At 69.8% G+C, this 16,097-nt stretch carries 16 protein-coding genes and 1 tRNA gene; 12 read left to right on the forward strand and 5 right to left on the reverse strand.

Features of this window, described 5'->3' with window-relative positions; all coding sequences use genetic code 11:
• Positions 1–73: 73 nt before the first annotated feature.
• Together nrdR and ribD are read left to right on the forward strand one after the other, a co-directional pair.
• The gene (gene nrdR, locus BUB57_RS07180) at positions 74–532 is read left to right on the forward strand and encodes a transcriptional regulator NrdR (RefSeq protein WP_073064423.1); all 459 of its coding nucleotides are present in this window, start codon (positions 74–76) and stop codon (positions 530–532) included.
• 26 nt (positions 533–558) lie between these two features.
• Positions 559–1,539 (forward strand): bifunctional diaminohydroxyphosphoribosylaminopyrimidine deaminase/5-amino-6-(5-phosphoribosylamino)uracil reductase RibD, encoded by a 981-nt coding sequence (ribD, locus tag BUB57_RS07185; RefSeq protein ID WP_073064796.1) that lies wholly within the window; start codon positions 559–561, stop codon positions 1,537–1,539.
• 121 nt (positions 1,540–1,660) lie between these two features.
• Here the strand turns inward: ribD and BUB57_RS07190 are convergent, their stop codons facing one another.
• The 3 genes from BUB57_RS07190 to BUB57_RS07200 all read right to left on the reverse strand — a co-directional run bounded on the left by BUB57_RS07190 (position 1,661) and on the right by BUB57_RS07200 (position 6,242).
• Positions 1,661–3,673 carry a capsular polysaccharide biosynthesis protein gene (locus tag BUB57_RS07190; protein ID WP_234952008.1) on the reverse strand — a complete coding sequence of 671 codons (2,013 nt, stop codon included), beginning with the start codon at positions 3,671–3,673 and terminating at the stop codon, positions 1,661–1,663.
• On the reverse strand, positions 3,670–4,761 hold the full coding sequence (locus BUB57_RS07195; protein WP_073064426.1) for a polysaccharide biosynthesis/export family protein: 1,092 nt from the start codon (positions 4,759–4,761) through the stop codon (positions 3,670–3,672). Before BUB57_RS07195 ends, BUB57_RS07190 begins: the two co-directional genes overlap by 4 nt.
• Positions 4,762–4,928: 167 nt before the next feature.
• Positions 4,929–6,242, reverse strand: a complete 1,314-nt coding sequence (locus tag BUB57_RS07200) for a capsule biosynthesis protein (RefSeq protein ID WP_073064428.1) — start codon at positions 6,240–6,242, stop codon at positions 4,929–4,931.
• 257 nt (positions 6,243–6,499) lie between these two features.
• Between BUB57_RS07200 and BUB57_RS07205 the strand changes: the two genes are divergently transcribed.
• The 7 genes from BUB57_RS07205 to BUB57_RS07235 all read left to right on the forward strand — a co-directional run bounded on the left by BUB57_RS07205 (position 6,500) and on the right by BUB57_RS07235 (position 12,037).
• A complete protein-coding gene (locus BUB57_RS07205; protein WP_073064431.1) occupies positions 6,500–7,093 on the forward strand; it encodes a riboflavin synthase in 594 nt (197 codons plus the stop codon).
• Positions 7,094–7,254: 161 nt separating this feature from the next.
• Positions 7,255–8,367: a 3,4-dihydroxy-2-butanone-4-phosphate synthase gene (gene ribB, locus BUB57_RS07210; RefSeq protein ID WP_073064434.1), complete on the forward strand. Its 1,113-nt coding sequence runs from the start codon at positions 7,255–7,257 to the stop codon at positions 8,365–8,367.
• 4 nt (positions 8,368–8,371) lie between these two features.
• A complete protein-coding gene (locus BUB57_RS07215; RefSeq protein WP_073064436.1) occupies positions 8,372–8,929 on the forward strand; it encodes a 6,7-dimethyl-8-ribityllumazine synthase in 558 nt (185 codons plus the stop codon).
• Positions 8,926–9,411: a transcription antitermination factor NusB gene (nusB, locus tag BUB57_RS07220; protein WP_073064437.1), complete on the forward strand. Its 486-nt coding sequence runs from the start codon at positions 8,926–8,928 to the stop codon at positions 9,409–9,411. Before BUB57_RS07215 ends, nusB begins: the two co-directional genes overlap by 4 nt.
• Before the next feature lie 78 nt (positions 9,412–9,489).
• Positions 9,490–9,900 (forward strand): hypothetical protein, encoded by a 411-nt coding sequence (locus BUB57_RS07225; protein WP_407670333.1) that lies wholly within the window; start codon positions 9,490–9,492, stop codon positions 9,898–9,900.
• A gap of 390 nt (positions 9,901–10,290) precedes the next feature.
• Positions 10,291–11,220, forward strand: a complete 930-nt coding sequence (locus BUB57_RS07230) for a DUF481 domain-containing protein (RefSeq protein ID WP_073064805.1) — start codon at positions 10,291–10,293, stop codon at positions 11,218–11,220.
• 343 nt (positions 11,221–11,563) lie between these two features.
• On the forward strand, positions 11,564–12,037 hold the full coding sequence (locus BUB57_RS07235) for an MmcB family DNA repair protein (RefSeq protein WP_073064439.1): 474 nt from the start codon (positions 11,564–11,566) through the stop codon (positions 12,035–12,037).
• A gap of 68 nt (positions 12,038–12,105) precedes the next feature.
• On the opposite strand, the gene BUB57_RS07240 is transcribed toward BUB57_RS07235, so the two are convergent.
• A complete protein-coding gene (locus BUB57_RS07240; RefSeq protein ID WP_073064442.1) occupies positions 12,106–12,339 on the reverse strand; it encodes a DUF6324 family protein in 234 nt (77 codons plus the stop codon).
• A 106-nt stretch (positions 12,340–12,445) separates the two neighbouring features.
• Between BUB57_RS07240 and BUB57_RS07245 the strand changes: the two genes are divergently transcribed.
• Positions 12,446–12,522, forward strand: a tRNA-His gene (locus BUB57_RS07245).
• Positions 12,523–12,673: 151 nt separating this feature from the next.
• On the opposite strand, the gene BUB57_RS07250 is transcribed toward BUB57_RS07245, so the two are convergent.
• Positions 12,674–13,573: a LysR family transcriptional regulator gene (locus tag BUB57_RS07250; protein WP_073064444.1), complete on the reverse strand. Its 900-nt coding sequence runs from the start codon at positions 13,571–13,573 to the stop codon at positions 12,674–12,676.
• Positions 13,574–13,661: 88 nt separating this feature from the next.
• Here BUB57_RS07250 and BUB57_RS07255 point away from each other — a divergent pair, with 88 nt between their 5' ends.
• Positions 13,662–14,873 (forward strand): acyl-CoA dehydrogenase, encoded by a 1,212-nt coding sequence (locus BUB57_RS07255; protein WP_073064446.1) that lies wholly within the window; start codon positions 13,662–13,664, stop codon positions 14,871–14,873.
• Positions 14,870–16,015: a CaiB/BaiF CoA transferase family protein gene (locus tag BUB57_RS07260; protein WP_073064448.1), complete on the forward strand. Its 1,146-nt coding sequence runs from the start codon at positions 14,870–14,872 to the stop codon at positions 16,013–16,015. Before BUB57_RS07255 ends, BUB57_RS07260 begins: the two co-directional genes overlap by 4 nt.
• Positions 16,016–16,097: the final 82 nt, after the last annotated feature.

Genomic DNA, 16,097 nt, shown 5'->3' on the forward strand with positions numbered 1-16,097 from the left:
CGCGCAAGCCACTACCCAAGATCATGCGGGCTCTGTATGCTGGCTGTATCTGAGGCTGATCGAGGGTCCACCCATGCGCTGTCCGTTCTGCGGAAACGTCGATACGCAAGTCAAGGATTCCCGCCCCGCCGAAGACAACGTTGCCATCCGCCGCCGCCGCTTCTGCCCCGCCTGCGGCGGCCGCTTCACCACCTATGAGCGGGTGCAGCTGCGCGATCTGGTGGTGATCAAATCCACCGGCCGGCGCGAGGATTTCGACCGCGACAAGCTCGCCCGCTCGATCCGCATCGCCATGCAGAAGCGCCCGATCGAATCCGAGCGCATCGACCAGCTGATCTCTGGCATCGTGCGGCGGCTGGAAAGCATGGGCGAGGCCGACATTCCGTCGAAGGTGATCGGCGAGATCGTGATGGAAACCCTGGCCCGTATCGACACCGTGGCCTATGTCAGATTTGCCAGCGTCTACAAGAACTTCCAGGCCGCCGACGATTTCGACCGCTTCGTGTCGGAACTGCGCCCGACGACCGAGTGAGCGCCGCCGCCCACGACCTGCGCCACATGGACCACGCGCTGCGACTGGCGCGGCGGGGCTTGGGCAATGTCTGGCCGAACCCCGCCGTGGGCTGCGTGATCGTGGCCGCGGGCCTTGTAGTCGGCCGCGGCTGGACCCAGCCCGGCGGCCGTCCGCACGCCGAGCGCATGGCGCTGGATGCGGCCGGCGCGGCCGCACGCGGCGCCACCGCCTATGTCACGCTGGAACCCTGCGCCCATCATGGCCGCGCGCCCCCCTGCAGCGATGCGCTGGTCGCGGCGGGGGTGGCGCGGGTGGTCTCGGCCCTGACCGACCCGGACCCGCGCGTCGCCGGGCGCGGCCATGCGCGGCTGCGCGCGGCCGGGATCGAGGTGGTCGAGGGGGTGCGTTCCGCCCCGGCCGTTGAGTTGCAGCGCGGGTTCCTGTCCCGGGTGACGCTGGGCCGGCCGATGGTGACGCTGAAGCTCGCCACCAGTTTCGACGGCCGCATCGCCACCGCCGCAGGCGAAAGCCGCTGGATCACCGGCGAGGCCGCGCGGCGGCATGTGCACCTGCTGCGGCTGACCCATGACGCGGTGATGGTCGGGAAGGGGACCGCTCGCGCCGACCTGCCGGCGCTGAACGTGCGTGGTTTTGGCCCGGTCCGCCAGCCGGTGCGGGTGGTGATCGCCAATGCCCCGATCCCTGCGCTGCCGCCCGAGGGGCCGGACCACGGCCCGCTGTGGGTGCTGCCCGGTCCGGTGGATGAGGCGCTGGCCGAGCTGGGCCGGCTCGGGCTGACCCGGGTGTTCTGCGAAGGCGGCGGGCAGCTGGCCGCGGCGCTGCTGGCGGCGGGGCTGGTGGACGAGTTGGTTGGCTACACCGCCGGGATGGTGCTGGGCGGCGACAGCCGCGCCGCCGTCGCGCCGCTGGGGCTGGGGGCGCTGGCCGAGGTGCCCCGGTTCCGGCTGGCCGAAACCCGGGCGTTGGGCGGCGACGTGTTCCATCGCTGGGTGGCGGTGCGCTGAGAAAGCGGGGCCGGCGTCTTCGCTAAAACCGGGGTGCAGAAAGCTGATTCGTGGTTCGCTCCGCGCGCCCGGACCGGGGCGCTGCCCCGGGCCCGGGATATTTTCACAAGGAAGAAAGAGCTTATCGCCACAGCCGGCTGTGCCCGCTGAACGCGCCTTGCAGCTTGGCCAGCCAGCGCAGGGTCGGGGGCTGGGGGGCGGCGGCGGGGTCGGCCAGACGCTCGGCGGCGACCTCGACCGGGCAGGGCAGGTTCGACAGCGGATCGCAGTAGCGCGGATAGGCGATCAGCGCGGCGTGGACCAGGGTTTCAAGGTCGGGGCGGGCGGTGCGGCGGGCGGGGATCGGCCCAAGGTCGCGGGTCAGCCCCCAGCCGGCATAGAAGGGCGCGCCCAGGGTGGTGACCGGCTTGCCGCGGATCAGCGCCTCGAAGCCGAGGGTCGAGGTGATCGTCCAGACCTCATCGGCCGCGTCGATCAGCGCGGCGGCGGGGGCGCCGGCGGCGGTGATGTCGGCCAGCCCCGCAAGCTGCGTGTCGGTGACCGCGCCTGGGCGCAGCCCGGCCTCGACATCCGGGTGCGGCTTCCAGACGATCAGCGCCCCGGGGTTTTCCGCGCGGGTGCGGGCCAGCAGCGCGAGGTTGGTCCGTTCGGCCCCGGCACCCAGCCGGATCGAGGCGTCATCCTCGACCTGACCGGGGACCAGGATCACCCGTCGCCCGTCGCGGGGGGTCGCGGGCATCGTCCCCGGCAGGTTGTATTTGGTCAGCGCCGCCCGCCGCAGCCGGGCGATCAGCGCCGTGGCGCGGTCCCGGCCGCCGGGCGGCAGCGGCTGGGCGATCAGCCGCTCGAGATCGCTTTCGCGGCCGGGGTCGTAGTAGATGCCGCGGGAATCGGCGACCAGCGACAGCGGCGGCACCAGCGCCGCCCCGAGGCCGCGCGAGCGCAGGAATCCGTCCTCGACCCGCAGCGCCTGCGGCGCCTTGTCCGCACGGCCGGCCCAGACCAGCGACACCGCCGGCGAAGGGCGATCGGTGAACCGCACCCCGCGCCCCTCGCCGAAGAACCGGGCCAGGGGACGGCGTTTCCACAGCCGCATCCCCAGCGCCAGATGCCCGTCGCGGTCCTGGGCATGGGCGCGCGCCTCGGCCTCCAGCTGGCGGATCGCGCCCTCGAGGTCGGTCAGTCTGTCGCGGCAGGGGTCGTACCAGACCGGCGCCAGCAGATGGCTGGCGGCGAACAGCGCGGGCAGGGTGGTGCGGCCCAGCCGGCGCGGCACCGGCGCCTCGTCGTCGGAAAGCCCCCAACCGGCATAGAAGGACTGACCGAACAGCCGCGGGCGGTGGCCGGCCAGCATCGCCTCGTACCCCAGCTGCGAGCTGACCACATAGACCGCCGCCGCATCCCCGACCAGCTGCCAGGGCGAGACCGGGGCATCGCACAGCACCTCGCCCGGGCGCAGGTCGGCGGCGGTCAGATGCCCGGGGCGCAGCCCGGCGGCGGTTTCGGGATGGCTGCGCAGGACGATGCGGGCGCCGGGGTGTTCGTCGCGGGCGGCGGCGAGCATCCGCAGGAAGGTCTCGCGCCCCGCACCCATCAGCGAGGCATCGCCCCGGGTCTGGTCCACCACCAGCACATAGCCGGGGGCGGCGGCGGGCAGGCCGGGGCGGTGGGCGTTGTATTTCGACAGATCCGCGGCGCGCAGCCGGGCCAGCATGGCGTCGGCCCGCGCGGCCAGCGCCGCGGCCTGCGGCGAGGCGGCCAGCTCTTCGATCAGCGACGGGGAGGAGGGGTCGAAATGCAGCCCCAGCGGGTCGATCAGCAGCCCGATGGGGCCGCGCCGGCCGATGCGGCTGCGATCCCGTCCCGGCAGGACCGAGCGCAGGAACGCATCCTCGACCGAGACGACCTTGGCGCCGCGCTGCCGGGCGATGGCGCGGCCGCGCCAGGCGGTGGGGCCGGCGCCCCAGACCGCGACCGCATCCCCCGCCCCGGGCAGGCCGGTGCACAGGCGCCAGCCCGCCAGTTCAAGGATCCGCCGCAGCCGCGGTTGCAGGAAGAAGCCGCCGTTATAGACGAAAAGCCGCCGCGACGGTCGCGGCGGCTCTGCCGGCGGCGGCCGGTGGCGGGCGATCACTCGCCGATGCTGGCCATCGAATCCGCGGTGGCGACACTGCCGGTGATCGCGCCGAGGGTTTTTTGCCACTGCACATAGGGCGCCTCGGTCACATAGACGGTATCGCCGGCGCGGATCAGGAAGTCGCGGGCCAGGAACAGCCCGTTCGGCCGGGTCAGGTCCAGCACATAGGCCATGCGCTGGTCGCCATAGACGCTCTTGCCCAGAACCCGGGTCGCCACCGCCTGCGGCTCGTTGCGCAGCACGAACACGCCGGTCGGGTCGGCAAGGCTGGTGCTCAGACCGCCGACCATGGCGATGGCCTCGATCGCGTTGATTTCCTCGGATCCCAGAGGAACCTTGGTCTGCCCGCCCAGCGCGCCAAGCGCGGTGAAGCTGCGCTGGTCCTCTTCCACCAGGATCACGTCGCCGGGGCGCAGCGCGATGTCGTAGCGCGGGTTGGAGTACAGGTCGCGCAGCCAGATCCGGCCGGTGCTGCCGCCGCGCTTGACGGTGACCACCGCCACCTCGGGGTCGATCGAGACCCCGCCGGCGCGTGCCAGCATCGCCGACAGCGACCGCGTCGGCCGCTCGATCGGGAACACGCCCTGGCCGCCGACGCGGCCCATCACCGACACGGTGGCGCCGTCGCCCGCGACGCGGGTCACCGTCACCTGCGGGTCGGGGGTCTGGGTGGCCAGGCGCTGGGTGATCAGGTTGCGCAGCTCTTCGGGCGAGTTGCCCGCCGCCCGCACCCGCCCGGCGTAGGGCACGAAGATATAGCCGGCGCTGTCGACCTGCAGTTCCGTCAGCGCGGTGTTCGACGACCCCATCGAGGCCAGCAGCCCGTCGTCGACGTTTTCCCAGATCGTCAGACCCAGCACGTCGCCCGGGCGGATCTCGTCGGCGCCGACCTGGCCCGCGCTCAGGAAATCCTGCCCGAACCCGTAGCTGGGGGTGTAGGAGGCCGCGCGCGCCACCCGGTCGTCGACGAACAGGATATGGGCGTTGCCGCCGTTCTCGATCGAGCCCCGGTAGATTTCCTTCTTGCTGGGACCCGAGCGGGGCAGGGCGCAGGCCGCCAGCAGCACCAGCGACGCCATGGCCATGAAACGCAGCGCGATCCGGGCAGAGCCGCCGCGCGGCAGGGGCGAGAGGGTGAGTTCAGTCAAGTCCGGTCTCCTGTCCCTTCCGGTGATTCTGCGTCGCCGGATCACATAAGTTCAAAACATTGTTTAACCTGCGCGGCCGGGATCATCCACTGAAAGCCGCAGGTTCAGCGGTCGTTATCGCTCATTTGTTGTCGATTATACGCATGACCGCCCTCGAAGGCGGCATAGGGGTCGTCGTCGGCCAGCATCATGTCCACCACCAGCCGCAGCGCATGGGCGCGCGAGCGGCGGGCGTAGAATCCGCCGGGCACCTGGCAGGTGTCCAGCAGATAGTTGCGATAGTCGCGATAGCGGGCGGTATCGGGCGGGGCGGGCTGGCGGAAGAAATCGTCCAGCGCCTGCCCCGAGACCAGCCCCGGCTTGGCATAGACCGCCCGCCCCAGCGCCTTGACCGGCAGCCCCCGCCACAGCGCCTGCTGGGCCGAGGTCGAGTTGATCGTCACCACCGCCCGCGCCTGCGACAGCAGCGCCGCCAGCTTGCCGCCGCCGATCAGATGCACCCGATCCGCCAGCCCCGCCGCCTGCGCCTGTTCGCGCACCACCCGGTGCAGCCCGGCCCGGCCGTCCTCGAGCGGGTGCGCCTTGAACACCAGATGATGGTGGCGCGGGGCCGAGCGGGCAAAGGCCGACAGCACCTCGGCGGTGAACTCGGCCATGGTGCGGTAGGGCGAATGGGCGACGAAGCTGGAATCATGTTCCAGTTGCAGCAGCACCAGCGCATAGGGGAACCCGGCCGAGCGGATGCGTTCCACCTGCCGCCAGCTTTGCAGGGATTGCGCCGGGGCCAGCAGCAGTCGGGCGAGATTCAGCCGGAACTCGCGCCACAGCGAGATGCCGCGATGCGAGCTGAACCCGGGAAAGCGCCGGTTCGCGGTCAGCACCATGAAGTGATAGAGCGCGCCGTAGAACTTGTGCTGGCGCATGTCGCCCCAGCGCGCCGGCGGCCGGTTCACGTCGTCGCCGAACTTGCGCTGCATGGCGCGCATCCGGTCCAGCCCGATCTCCATCAGCCGGGAATTGCCGTTGGCGCCGCCGCGTTCATAGGTGATCCAGTAGGGGCGCAGATAGCCTTCCTCGAACACATGCAGCACCAGCCCGTGCCGCGCCGCCGCCTGCCTTGCCGCCGCGTGGACCGGGCGCACGTCGCCGTAAAGCACGACGTCGGTGACCCGCTTTTCCGCGATCAGCCGCTCGAGATGCGCGGGCCAGCTGTCCGGGCCGCCCTGGTGGGGGATGAAACGGGCGCGATCGCTCCAGAAGAACTCGTCGCCGGCGTTGAAGCCGACGCGCCAGACCTCGGCGCCCGCGTCGGTCAGCAGCTGCCCCAGCCGGTCGAAGAACAGGCCATGCGGCCCCTGCAGCATCAGGAAGACCCGGCGTTCGGCGCCGGGCGGCGTGATCCGGGCCACGGCAGCCATGAGTCCTCGGGGGCGGGCGTTCATGCGGAAGGTCCGGTACAGACAAAACGACACAGGTTACCAGCGCGACAAACACGTGAACCGTGGTCCCGGTCAAGTTGCATATTCAGACAGTTTGTCGCTTCGGGGCCGAGCCGGGGCCCGAGGCGGGTCCGGGGCGGGGCTGCGGCGCGGATTTCGGCCGGGGCCGCTTGCCTTGCGGCGCGCGGGCGGTCATCGTGGCGCGCGATCAGCACAGGACAGGCGGGGACAGGCGGATGTTTACCGGAATCATCACCGACATCGGGACGGTCGCAAGGGCCGAGATGCGCGGCGACCTGCGGGCGAGAATCGCCTGTTCCTATGACATGGGCGGCGTGGACATGGGCGCCTCGATCGCCTGCGACGGGGTGTGCCTGACCGTGGTCGCCAAGGGCGAGGGCTGGTTCGAGGTCGATATCTCGGCCGAGACCATGGAGAAGACCAATATCGGCCGGGACGGCTGGCCGGTCGGGCGGCGGATCAACCTGGAACGGGCGCTGAAGCTGGGCGACGAGCTGGGCGGCCATATCGTGTCCGGCCACGTGGACGGGGTGGCGCGGGTGGTCGAGGCCCGCCCCGAGGGCGACAGCCTGCGCCTGACCTTCGAGGCCCCGCACGAGCTGGCGCGTTTCATCGCGCCCAAGGGCTCGGTGGCGCTGAACGGTACCTCGCTGACCGTGAACGAGGTCGCCGGCAACCGCTTCGGGGTCAACCTGATCCCCCATACCCGCGAGGTCACCAACTGGGGCGAGGTGGCCGAGGGCGATCTTGTCAACCTGGAAATCGATACGCTGGCCCGCTATGTCGCGCGGCTGGCCGAGGCGGGGTAGGCGGCCAGGGCGCGCCCCAAGCCGGGGCTCTGCCCCGGAGCCCCGGGATATTTAAGAACCGCCCGAAGCGCCATGCGCAGGGCGAGAGGCATGTCCGCCACCCTTTCGCCGGGCGGCGGCTTGCGTTAAGCCATCGCCAAACATTCTGCGAGGCCGCCAAGATGCAATATGAACAGCCCGGACAGGTCGAGCGCGACTGGTCCGACGCGATCTCGAGCATTGAAGAGATCATCGAGGACGCCCGCAACGGGCGCATGTTCGTGCTGGTCGATCACGAGGACCGCGAGAACGAGGGCGATCTGGTCATCCCCGCCCAGATGGCGACGCCCGACGCGATCAACTTCATGGCCACCCACGGCCGCGGGCTGATCTGCCTGGCGCTGACCGCCGAGCGGGTGGACGCGCTGGGGCTGCCGCTGATGTCGCCCAAGAACTCGAGCCGCCACGAGACCGCCTTCACCATGTCGATCGAGGCGCGCGAGGGAGTGACCACCGGGATTTCCGCCCACGACCGCGCCCGCACGGTGTCGGTCGCCATCGACCCGTCGCGCGGGGCCGCCGACATCGCCACGCCGGGGCATGTGTTCCCGCTGCGTGCGCGCCGGGGCGGGGTGCTGGTCCGCGCCGGCCATACCGAGGCCGCGGTGGATATTTCGCGGCTGGCCGGGCTGAACCCCGCCGGGGTGATCTGCGAGATCATGAAGGACGACGGCTCGATGGCGCGGCTGCCCGATCTGGTGGCCTTCGCACAGAAGCACGGGCTGAAGATCGGCACCATCAGCGACCTGATCGCCTATCGCCGCCGCCACGACAACCTGATCGCCGAACGCCAGCAGCGGCAGGTTGCCTCGGCCCATGGCGGCGAATGGATGATGCGGGTCTTTGCCGACGAGGCGCAGGGTGCCGAGCATATCGTGCTGAGCAAGGGCGACCTGACCACGCCCGAGCCGGTGCTGGTGCGGATGCACGCGCTGGACCCGCTGCACGACGTGCTGGGCATCGGCCGCCCCGGCGACCTGCCCGCCGCCATGCGGATGATCGCCGAGGAAGGCCGCGGCGTCGTCGTGCTGCTGCGCGACCTGTCGCCGACCCTGCCGCGGGTGGGCGAGGCCTCGCCGCACACGCTGCGCCAATACGGGCTGGGGGCGCAGATCCTCGCCTCGCTGGGGGTGCACGAGCTGGTGCTGCTGACCAATTCGGGCTTGCCCAAGGTGATCGGGCTTGACGCCTATGGGCTTTCCATCCATTCCACCCGCCCGATTCCGCAGGACTGAGACCATGGCCGCGCTGACCGAACACGCCACCCTGCCGCTGCCGGCCCGTGACGCGCCGGTGCGGCTGCTGATCGTGGTGGCGCCCTATTACCGCGCCATCGCCGACGGGCTGATCGCCGGCGCCCGCGCGGTGGCCGAGACCGCCGGCGCCAGCGTCGATCTGGTCGAGGTGCCGGGCGCGCTGGAAATCCCCACCGCCATCGGCATGGCCGGGCGGCTGGCGCAATACGACGGCTTCGTCGCGCTGGGCTGCGTGATCCGGGGCGAGACCACGCATTACGAGACCGTCTGCAACGACAGCTCGCGCGGGCTGGCGCTGCTGGGCCTGCAGGGGCTGTGCATCGGCAACGGCATCCTGACCGTCGAGAACATGGAACAGGCAGTGGTCCGCGCCGACCCCGCGCAGCAGGACAAGGGCGGCGGCGCCGCGGCCGCGGCGCTGCATCTGATCGCGCTGCACCGCCGCTGGGCGGGGGCGAAGCGCCCGATGGGGTTCGGCCGCGACGAGGACCGCGACGTGCTGCGGCTGGCGGGCGAGATCGACGGATCGGGCCAGGCATGAGCGAGGCTCCGAAATCCCGGCAGGCCCGCCCCGACCGCCGCGCGCTCAGCGCTGCGGCGCGGGTCTATGCCGTGCAGGCGCTGTTCCAGATGGAGGCCGCCGACCAGTCCGCCGACCGGGTTGTGCGCGAGTTCTCGAACTGGCGGATCGGCGTCGATTACGAAGAGGGCACCTCGCCCGAGGCCGACGAGGACCTGTTCAAGCGCATCGTGGATGCGACGGTGAACTGGCAGGCGCGGATTGACCAGATGACCGACCGCGCGCTGGTGGCGAAATGGCCCATCGCCCGCATCGACCCGGTGCTGCGGGCGCTGTTCCGCGCCGCCGGGGCCGAGCTGGTCGGCTCGGACGTGCCGCCGCGGGTGGTGATTTCTGAATATGTCGCGGTGGCGGATGCGTTCTTCCCCGACGGGCGAGAGACGCGCTTCGTCAACGCGGTGCTGGACCACATGGCCCGCGACGCCCGCCCCGACGCATTCTGAACGGGGCGGCGTGCGGCCGCAGGTGACATGGCCGGCCGCAGCCCCTAGATTGATGGCAGAGCCTGCGGAAGGTCGCCCATGCCCGAGCCCGTGATGCCCGACCCTGTAACGCCTGCGCCCCAGCGGGCGCTTTCCGATGCCGCCGGCGACGAGCTGCCCGAGCCCGTCCTGCCCGAGCTGGTGCGGCTGTATCTGCGCAACATCGCGCTGGGGTTCCTGCTGGCGCTGGTGTTCACCGGGCTGCTGCTGGCGCTGGACGTGGCGCATCTGCGGCACCTGACCCTGGAAACCACCGGCGGCTGGCTGGCCATCGTGATGCTGGTGGCCTTCAACACCATCGTCTTTGCCGGGGTGCAGTTCGCCATTGCGGTGATGCGCATGGCCGAGCCGGGCGACCCGCCCCGCCGCGGCAGCCGCGCCCCGGTGACCGGACACGAGCCCGTTGCGGTGCCCGTCCCGGCCCGCCCGCGCGGCCGAGTCGCTCCCTGAGTCCAGCCCGGTTTTGCGGGGTCCCGGCAGAGCGCTGCGGCGGCCGGATCGGGCGCAGTTTTCCGGCATCACCTTGTGGGTTATTTGCAACATCCTGCGCCCGCCGCCGCGCGCGATTCCGTGATTGCGTGAGCATTCGCGGCGACCGGTGCGCAATTCCCGGATTGTTCCCGTTAAGGACAACTGCCTCTGTCACGGTGCTTTTCCGGAATGTCGCAGACAAAACAGTCCTTACCCCTGTCGTCACTGCAAAGGTTCCGTAACAGCGGGTCACGGTTGCGTGACACCGGCCGTGTTTCGCGCACCGGTTAACCGGCGGGCACCAAGGGTCTAGTTCATCGTTGCATGAACAAGCGGCGCCTGTCGCCGCCACAGGACGAGAGGTTCACCATGAAAAAGCTTTCCCTTATCGCCAGCGCCTCGGCGCTTGCCATCGTGATCGGCGCCCCGGTGTTCGCGCAGACCGAATTCTCGACCGGTGCCAACATCACCGGCGTCGGCGGGGTCGAGGACCGGCTGGATGATGTCGAAGAGGCGGTGCAGGACGATTTCGAGCGTTCGCAGGACGCCGCCCGCTTCGGCCCGGCCGACCGCCGCACCGGCACCTTCGGCTCGATCGCGCTGACCTATGCCGGCCGCAGCGGCAACTATGAGAACCAGGATTTCTCGCTGGCCGGGCGGCTGTCGAACAACCAGGGCCCGTTCCAGCAGTCGGTCGGGCTGTTGCTGGAATACGGCGAGGACAACGACGGCGAGACCGACACCAAGCGCACCTCGGTGATCTACGACGGCAACTATTTCTTCAACGAACAGCTCTATGCCTTCGTGCTGGGCCGGGCTGCAGTTGATGGGATCGCCGATGATGATCTGGACACTCTGGCCGTGGACGATCCCGACGAATTCGCTGATCGTGACGGCCGTCTGAAGCGCGATGCCTTCCTGGGCTTCGGTCCGGGCTACCGGGTCATCAACAACGACACCACCGCCTGGCGCGTGCAGGCCGGCGTCGGGATCCGCTACACCCACACCGTGCGGACCGTTTCCGCGCTTCCGGATGCTGCTTATGTCGAATCCGACACCTCGGTCGGCTACATCGCGTCGTCGCGCTTCTATCACAAGTTCAACGACCAGTTCTTCCTGACCAACGACACCGACTATCTGACGTCGGATGCCAATGACATCGCGTGGAACGAGCTGGGCCTGAACTTCAAGATGAGCGACGCGCTGGCGACCCGCGTGTCCTACAAGACGGAATACGTCTCGGACCGCGCGATCCGCACCGACAACACGCTGGGCGTGTCGCTGGTCTACGGCTTCTGATTTTCCCTCGTCAGAAGTCTCTCGGGAAGGGGCGGCCCCAGCGGCCGCCCCTTTCTTGCAACGAAAAAGGCCGCCCCGGGGGGCGGCCTTTTCAGGTGGCGGGAACCGCAGCGACCGTGCCGACGCAGGTTTCCCCGAAAGCCTGGATGTCCAGGTGGGAGCCGGGTAACAGGACCAGGGCCCTGACAGAGCCAGCCCCCTCGGTGAAGTTATAGGCCAGTGGAAAAAAAGGCCGTCACGAGAAGAGCAGAAACCCGCCAGCGCCTTAGGTAGTGACCGGGAAGCGGCGCCGCAAGACCTGCCGGGCGTTGCAGGATGTTTCCGCTTCGTTCATGGTGGCGCCATGGTGATTCCAACGATCCTGCCCCAGCCCGTGCCGGCGCTGCCGCGGCCGGGACAGCTGCTGGCCCGCGGCGTCTCGCGGATGCTGCTGGCGCTGGGCCATGCGCCGTTGTGCGAATTCGTGCCGGCGCCGGGGCTGCGGGTCGACGTGGTGTCGGTGGCCCCGGGCGGCGAGATCTGGATCGTCGAGTGCAAGAGTTGCCGCGCCGATTTCGCCGCCGACCGCAAGTGGCAGGGCTATCTGGACTGGTGCGACCGCTTCTTCTGGGCGGTGGACGGCGATTTCCCGCGCGAGGTCCTGCCCGACGGCGGCGGGCTGATCCTGGCCGATTCCCACGGCGCCGAGCTGGAGCTGATGGCGCCGCTGGCCAAGCTGGCGGCGGCGCGGCGCGCGCGGCTGCTGCGCGACGTGGCGCGGGTGGCGGCAGTGCGGCTGCTGCGGGCCAGCGATCCGGGGGCGGCGATCGACGGATAAGGGGGCGCTGCCCCGTCGTCTGCGACGGCTTCCCCGGGATATCTGGGCCAAGATGAAAGCGCCGGGGCTCAGCGGCGCGCGGGGCCCTTGGGGCGGGGGGATTTCGGCTTCGGGGCCTGGCCGATCTCCCGCGCAGCCTCGGCGGCGGCCATCAGTTCCTCGGCGATCTCGATGGCCTCGTCGGGGTCGAAGTCGAGCGGCAGCTCGACGCCCTCGCCCTCGACATAGATGCGCACCATGCCCAGATCCGTCGGCCCGATCTGCAGATTGGCGGCGACGTCGCTTTCCTTGTTGATCCCCATGGCATCGCTCCTTCCACGGCCTGCGTCAGGCGGTCTATCCGACGGGGGCAGGGGCGGCAAGTCGGGCTTGCATCCCCCCCGGCAAGCGTCTATCTGAAGCGCCTGTGCCGCCTTAGCTCAGTTGGTTAGAGCGCCGGATTGTGGATCCGGAGGTCCCCCGTTCGAGCCGGGGAGGCGGTACCATTCCCGCACCGTCTGAGGGGCCTTGTGCCCGTTTGTGTCGGCCCTGCGAATCGCGGCGTGCCTGTGCGCCTGATAGCGGCGCCACGAGTTCTCAGAGCCTGTGATGCACGACGATGCCGGGCTCAATCCCCCCGCCGATCCTGCCGCCCGCTCAGGGTTCGGCAAGCTCCTGCAACCATTCCGAAAACAGGTCCAGCGAGCGTTGCGCCTGCGCTTGCGCCGGGCGGATCAGCGCATAGGATGAGCCGCCGGTCAGCACCTGCGGGCAGGGCTGGCGCAGCGTGCCCTCGGCCAGCGCCTCGGCCGCGAAGATGTCGGGCAGCAGCGCCACCCCCATGCCGGCGCGGGCGGCGGCGATCACCATGCCGAAATGCTGGAACCGCGGCCCGCGCAGCTGGCCGAAGGGCTCGACCCCGGCGGCGGCGAGCCAGTCGCTCCACAATTCGGGGCGGGTGGATTGCTGGATCAGCGGCCAGTTCAGCAGCTCGGCCGGGGGCAGCACCGCGGCCCCGATCAGCGCCGGCGAGGCGACCACGATCAGGTTTTCGGGACAGATCGGCAGCACCCTGGTGCCCGGCCGCGCCATTTCCACCCGCTGCAGCGCCGCGTCAAAGGGCGAATCGTCGAAATCCACCGGCGCCAGCGCCTCGGCCAGGTCGATCCCGATGCTCGGGTGGCGGCGCGAGAACCCGGCCAGCCGCGGGATCAGCCAGCTGGTGGCAAAGGTCGGCAGCACCGCCAGCCGCAGCACGTCCTCGCCCCCGCCGAAGGCCATCACCATCCGCGCCGATGATTCGATCCGGTCGAGGATGTCGCGCGCGTCGCGCACCAGCGCGCGGCCGGCATCCGACAGCACCAGCCGCTGGCGTTCGCGGTGAAACAGCCGCACGCCCAGCCGTTCCTCCAGCGTGCGGATCGAGCGGCTGACCGCGCCCTGGGTCAGGCTCAGCGCCTCGGCCGCGGCCGAGGCCGTGCCCAGATCGGCGCTGTAAAGCAGGGCGCGCAATTCCTGCACCGTCGGCGTGTACGAGGGGCGGTTCTGGCGGATCATCAGGAAAACTCATGAACTGGACAGGAAACATCGTTATCCTTGCCTGCGCAGCTTCGCTAGACCCGGCTCAGCATACGGAGAGGAAATCATGCCCGCACTCAAGCCCAAGGACGCGCCCGACCTGAACCGCTTCGATTGGGAGGACCCGTTCCGCCTGAACGACCAGCTGTCCGAGGACGAGCGGATGATGCGCGACAGCGCCCGCGCCTATGCGCAGGAAAAGCTGCAGCCGCGGGTGATCGCCGCCTATCGCGACGAGGCGACCGACCCCGCGATCTTCCGCGAGATGGGCGAGATGGGCCTGCTGGGCGTCACCGTCCCCGAGGAATACGGCGGCCTGGGGGCGTCTTACGTCAGCTACGGGCTGGTCGCGCGCGAGGTCGAGCGGGTCGATTCGGGCTATCGCTCGATGATGTCGGTGCAGTCGTCGCTGGTGATGTATCCGATCTATGCCTACGGCTCCGAGGAACAGCGGCAGAAATACCTGCCAAAACTGGCCTCGGGCGAGTTCATCGGCTGCTTCGGCCTGACCGAGCCCGACGCGGGCTCGGACCCCGGCGGCATGAAGACCACCGCCAAAAAGACCGCCGGCGGCTATGTGCTGAACGGCACCAAGATGTGGATTTCCAACTCGCCCATCGCGGATGTGTTCGTGGTCTGGGCCAAGTCCGAGGCGCATGGCGGCAAGATCCGTGGCTTCGTTCTGGACAAGGGCATGAAGGGCCTCTCTGCCCCCAAGATCGAGGGCAAGCTGAGCTTGCGCGCCTCGATCACCGGCGAGATCGTCATGCAGGACGTCGAGGTGGGCGAGGATGCGCTGCTGCCCAACGTCGAGGGGCTGAAGGGGCCGTTCGGCTGTCTCAACCGCGCCCGCTACGGGATCAGCTGGGGCGTGCTGGGTGCGGCCGAGTTCTGTTTCCACGCCGCGCGGCAATACGGGCTGGACCGCCACCAGTTCAAGCGGCCGCTGGCCAACACCCAGCTTTACCAGCTGAAACTGGCCAACATGATGACCGAGATCACCCTGGGGTTGCAGGCAAGCCTGCAGGTCGGGCGGCTGATGGATGCGGCGCAGGCCGCGCCCGAGATGATTTCCATCGTCAAGCGCAACAACTGCGGCAAGGCGCTGGACATCGCCCGCATCGCCCGCGACATGCACGGCGGCAACGGCATTTCCGAAGAGTTCCAGGTCATGCGCCACGCGCAGAACCTTGAAACCGTGAACACCTATGAGGGCACCCACGACGTGCACGCGCTGATCCTGGGCCGCGCGATCACCGGGTTGCAGGCCTTCGCGTGAGCGATCAGTCAGATACGGGGGCGCCGCTGAAAGGGCTGCGGGTGGTCGAACTGGCCCGCATCCTCGCCGGCCCGTGGATCGGCCAGACCCTGGCCGATCTGGGCGCCGAGGTGATCAAGGTCGAGGCCCCCGAGGGCGACGATACCCGCAGCTGGGGGCCCCCGTTCCTGGACCGGCCGCGGCCGGATGGCGGCACCGAACGGGTGGCGGCGTATTTCCACGCGGCCAACCGCGGCAAGACCTCGATCACCTGCGACTTTAAGGACGCGGGCGATCTGGCGCGGCTGAAAGAGCTGATCGCCACTGCCGACGTGGTGGTGGAAAACTTCAAGGTCAGCGGGCTGAAGCGCTTCGGGCTGGATTACGACAGCCTGTCGGCGCTGAACCCGCGGCTGATCTATGCCTCGGTCACCGGTTTCGGACAGGACGGGCCGCGCGCCACCCAGCCGGGCTATGATTTCCTGATCCAGGGCATGTGCGGGATCATGGACCTGACCGGCGAACCGAATGGCGAGCCGCAGAAGGTTGGCGTGGCCTGGATCGACATCTTCACCGGGCTTTACGGGGTGATCGGCATCCAGGCGGCGCTGGCGGAACGGGAACGCTCTGGCCGGGGGCAACAGGTGGACCTGTCGCTGCTGGATGTAGGCGTGGCGGTGCTGGCCAATCAGGCGATGAACCACCTGATTGGCGGCACGGTGCCGCGGCGGCTGGGCAATGCGCATCCGAATATCGTGCCCTATCAGGTGTTTCCGGCCAGCGACGGGCATCTGATCATCGCCTGCGGCAATGACCGGCAATTCGCCGGGCTGTGCCGGGCGCTGGCGCTGGGGCCTCTGGACGGCGACCCCGCCTATGCCACCAACCCGGCGCGGGTGGAAAACCGCGAGCCGCTGTGTGCGCTGATCGCCGGCGCGACATCTTCCCGCACCCGGGCCGAGGCCATCGCCGCGCTGGAATCCGAGGGCGTGCCCGCCGGCCCGATCAACAGCGTCGCCGACGCGCTGGCAGAGCCGCAGGTGATCGCCCGCGGCCTGCGCATCGCGCCCGAGGGCATCCCCGGGCTGCGCACCCCGATCCGGTTCTCGCGCAGCGAGCTGGTGCTGGACCGCGCCGCGCCGATGCTGCCGGGAAAACCCTGACCGGCCACCGATTGGCAGGGCGGCCTCCGCCGCGCCGGCCCAGGCACCCCGCATCCTCCCCTGCGGGGTGTTCTGGTTTCCG

Source organism: Paracoccus solventivorans (genome assembly GCF_900142875.1).
In the GTDB taxonomy this organism is placed as follows: Bacteria; Pseudomonadota; Alphaproteobacteria; order Rhodobacterales; family Rhodobacteraceae; genus Paracoccus; species Paracoccus solventivorans.

Excerpts from the sequence above, each read along its gene's own strand:
- nrdR (WP_073064423.1), top strand. The coding sequence starts at position 74 with ATGCGCTGTCCGTTCTGCGGAAACGTCGATACGCAAGTCAAGGATTCC.
- ribD (WP_073064796.1), top strand. The coding sequence starts at position 559 with ATGGACCACGCGCTGCGACTGGCGCGGCGGGGCTTGGGCAATGTCTGG.
- BUB57_RS07195 (WP_073064426.1), bottom strand. The coding sequence starts at position 4,761 with ATGGCCATGGCGTCGCTGGTGCTGCTGGCGGCCTGCGCCCTGCCCCGC.
- BUB57_RS07200 (WP_073064428.1), bottom strand. The coding sequence starts at position 6,242 with ATGGCTGCCGTGGCCCGGATCACGCCGCCCGGCGCCGAACGCCGGGTC.
- BUB57_RS07205 (WP_073064431.1), top strand. The coding sequence starts at position 6,500 with ATGTTTACCGGAATCATCACCGACATCGGGACGGTCGCAAGGGCCGAG.
- ribB (WP_073064434.1), top strand. The coding sequence starts at position 7,255 with ATGCAATATGAACAGCCCGGACAGGTCGAGCGCGACTGGTCCGACGCG.
- BUB57_RS07215 (WP_073064436.1), top strand. The coding sequence starts at position 8,372 with ATGGCCGCGCTGACCGAACACGCCACCCTGCCGCTGCCGGCCCGTGAC.
- nusB (WP_073064437.1), top strand. The coding sequence starts at position 8,926 with ATGAGCGAGGCTCCGAAATCCCGGCAGGCCCGCCCCGACCGCCGCGCG.
- BUB57_RS07225 (WP_407670333.1), top strand. The coding sequence starts at position 9,490 with ATGCCCGAGCCCGTGATGCCCGACCCTGTAACGCCTGCGCCCCAGCGG.
- BUB57_RS07230 (WP_073064805.1), top strand. The coding sequence starts at position 10,291 with ATGAAAAAGCTTTCCCTTATCGCCAGCGCCTCGGCGCTTGCCATCGTG.
- BUB57_RS07235 (WP_073064439.1), top strand. The coding sequence starts at position 11,564 with ATGGTGATTCCAACGATCCTGCCCCAGCCCGTGCCGGCGCTGCCGCGG.
- BUB57_RS07240 (WP_073064442.1), bottom strand. The coding sequence starts at position 12,339 with ATGGGGATCAACAAGGAAAGCGACGTCGCCGCCAATCTGCAGATCGGG.
- BUB57_RS07250 (WP_073064444.1), bottom strand. The coding sequence starts at position 13,573 with ATGATCCGCCAGAACCGCCCCTCGTACACGCCGACGGTGCAGGAATTG.
- BUB57_RS07255 (WP_073064446.1), top strand. The coding sequence starts at position 13,662 with ATGCCCGCACTCAAGCCCAAGGACGCGCCCGACCTGAACCGCTTCGAT.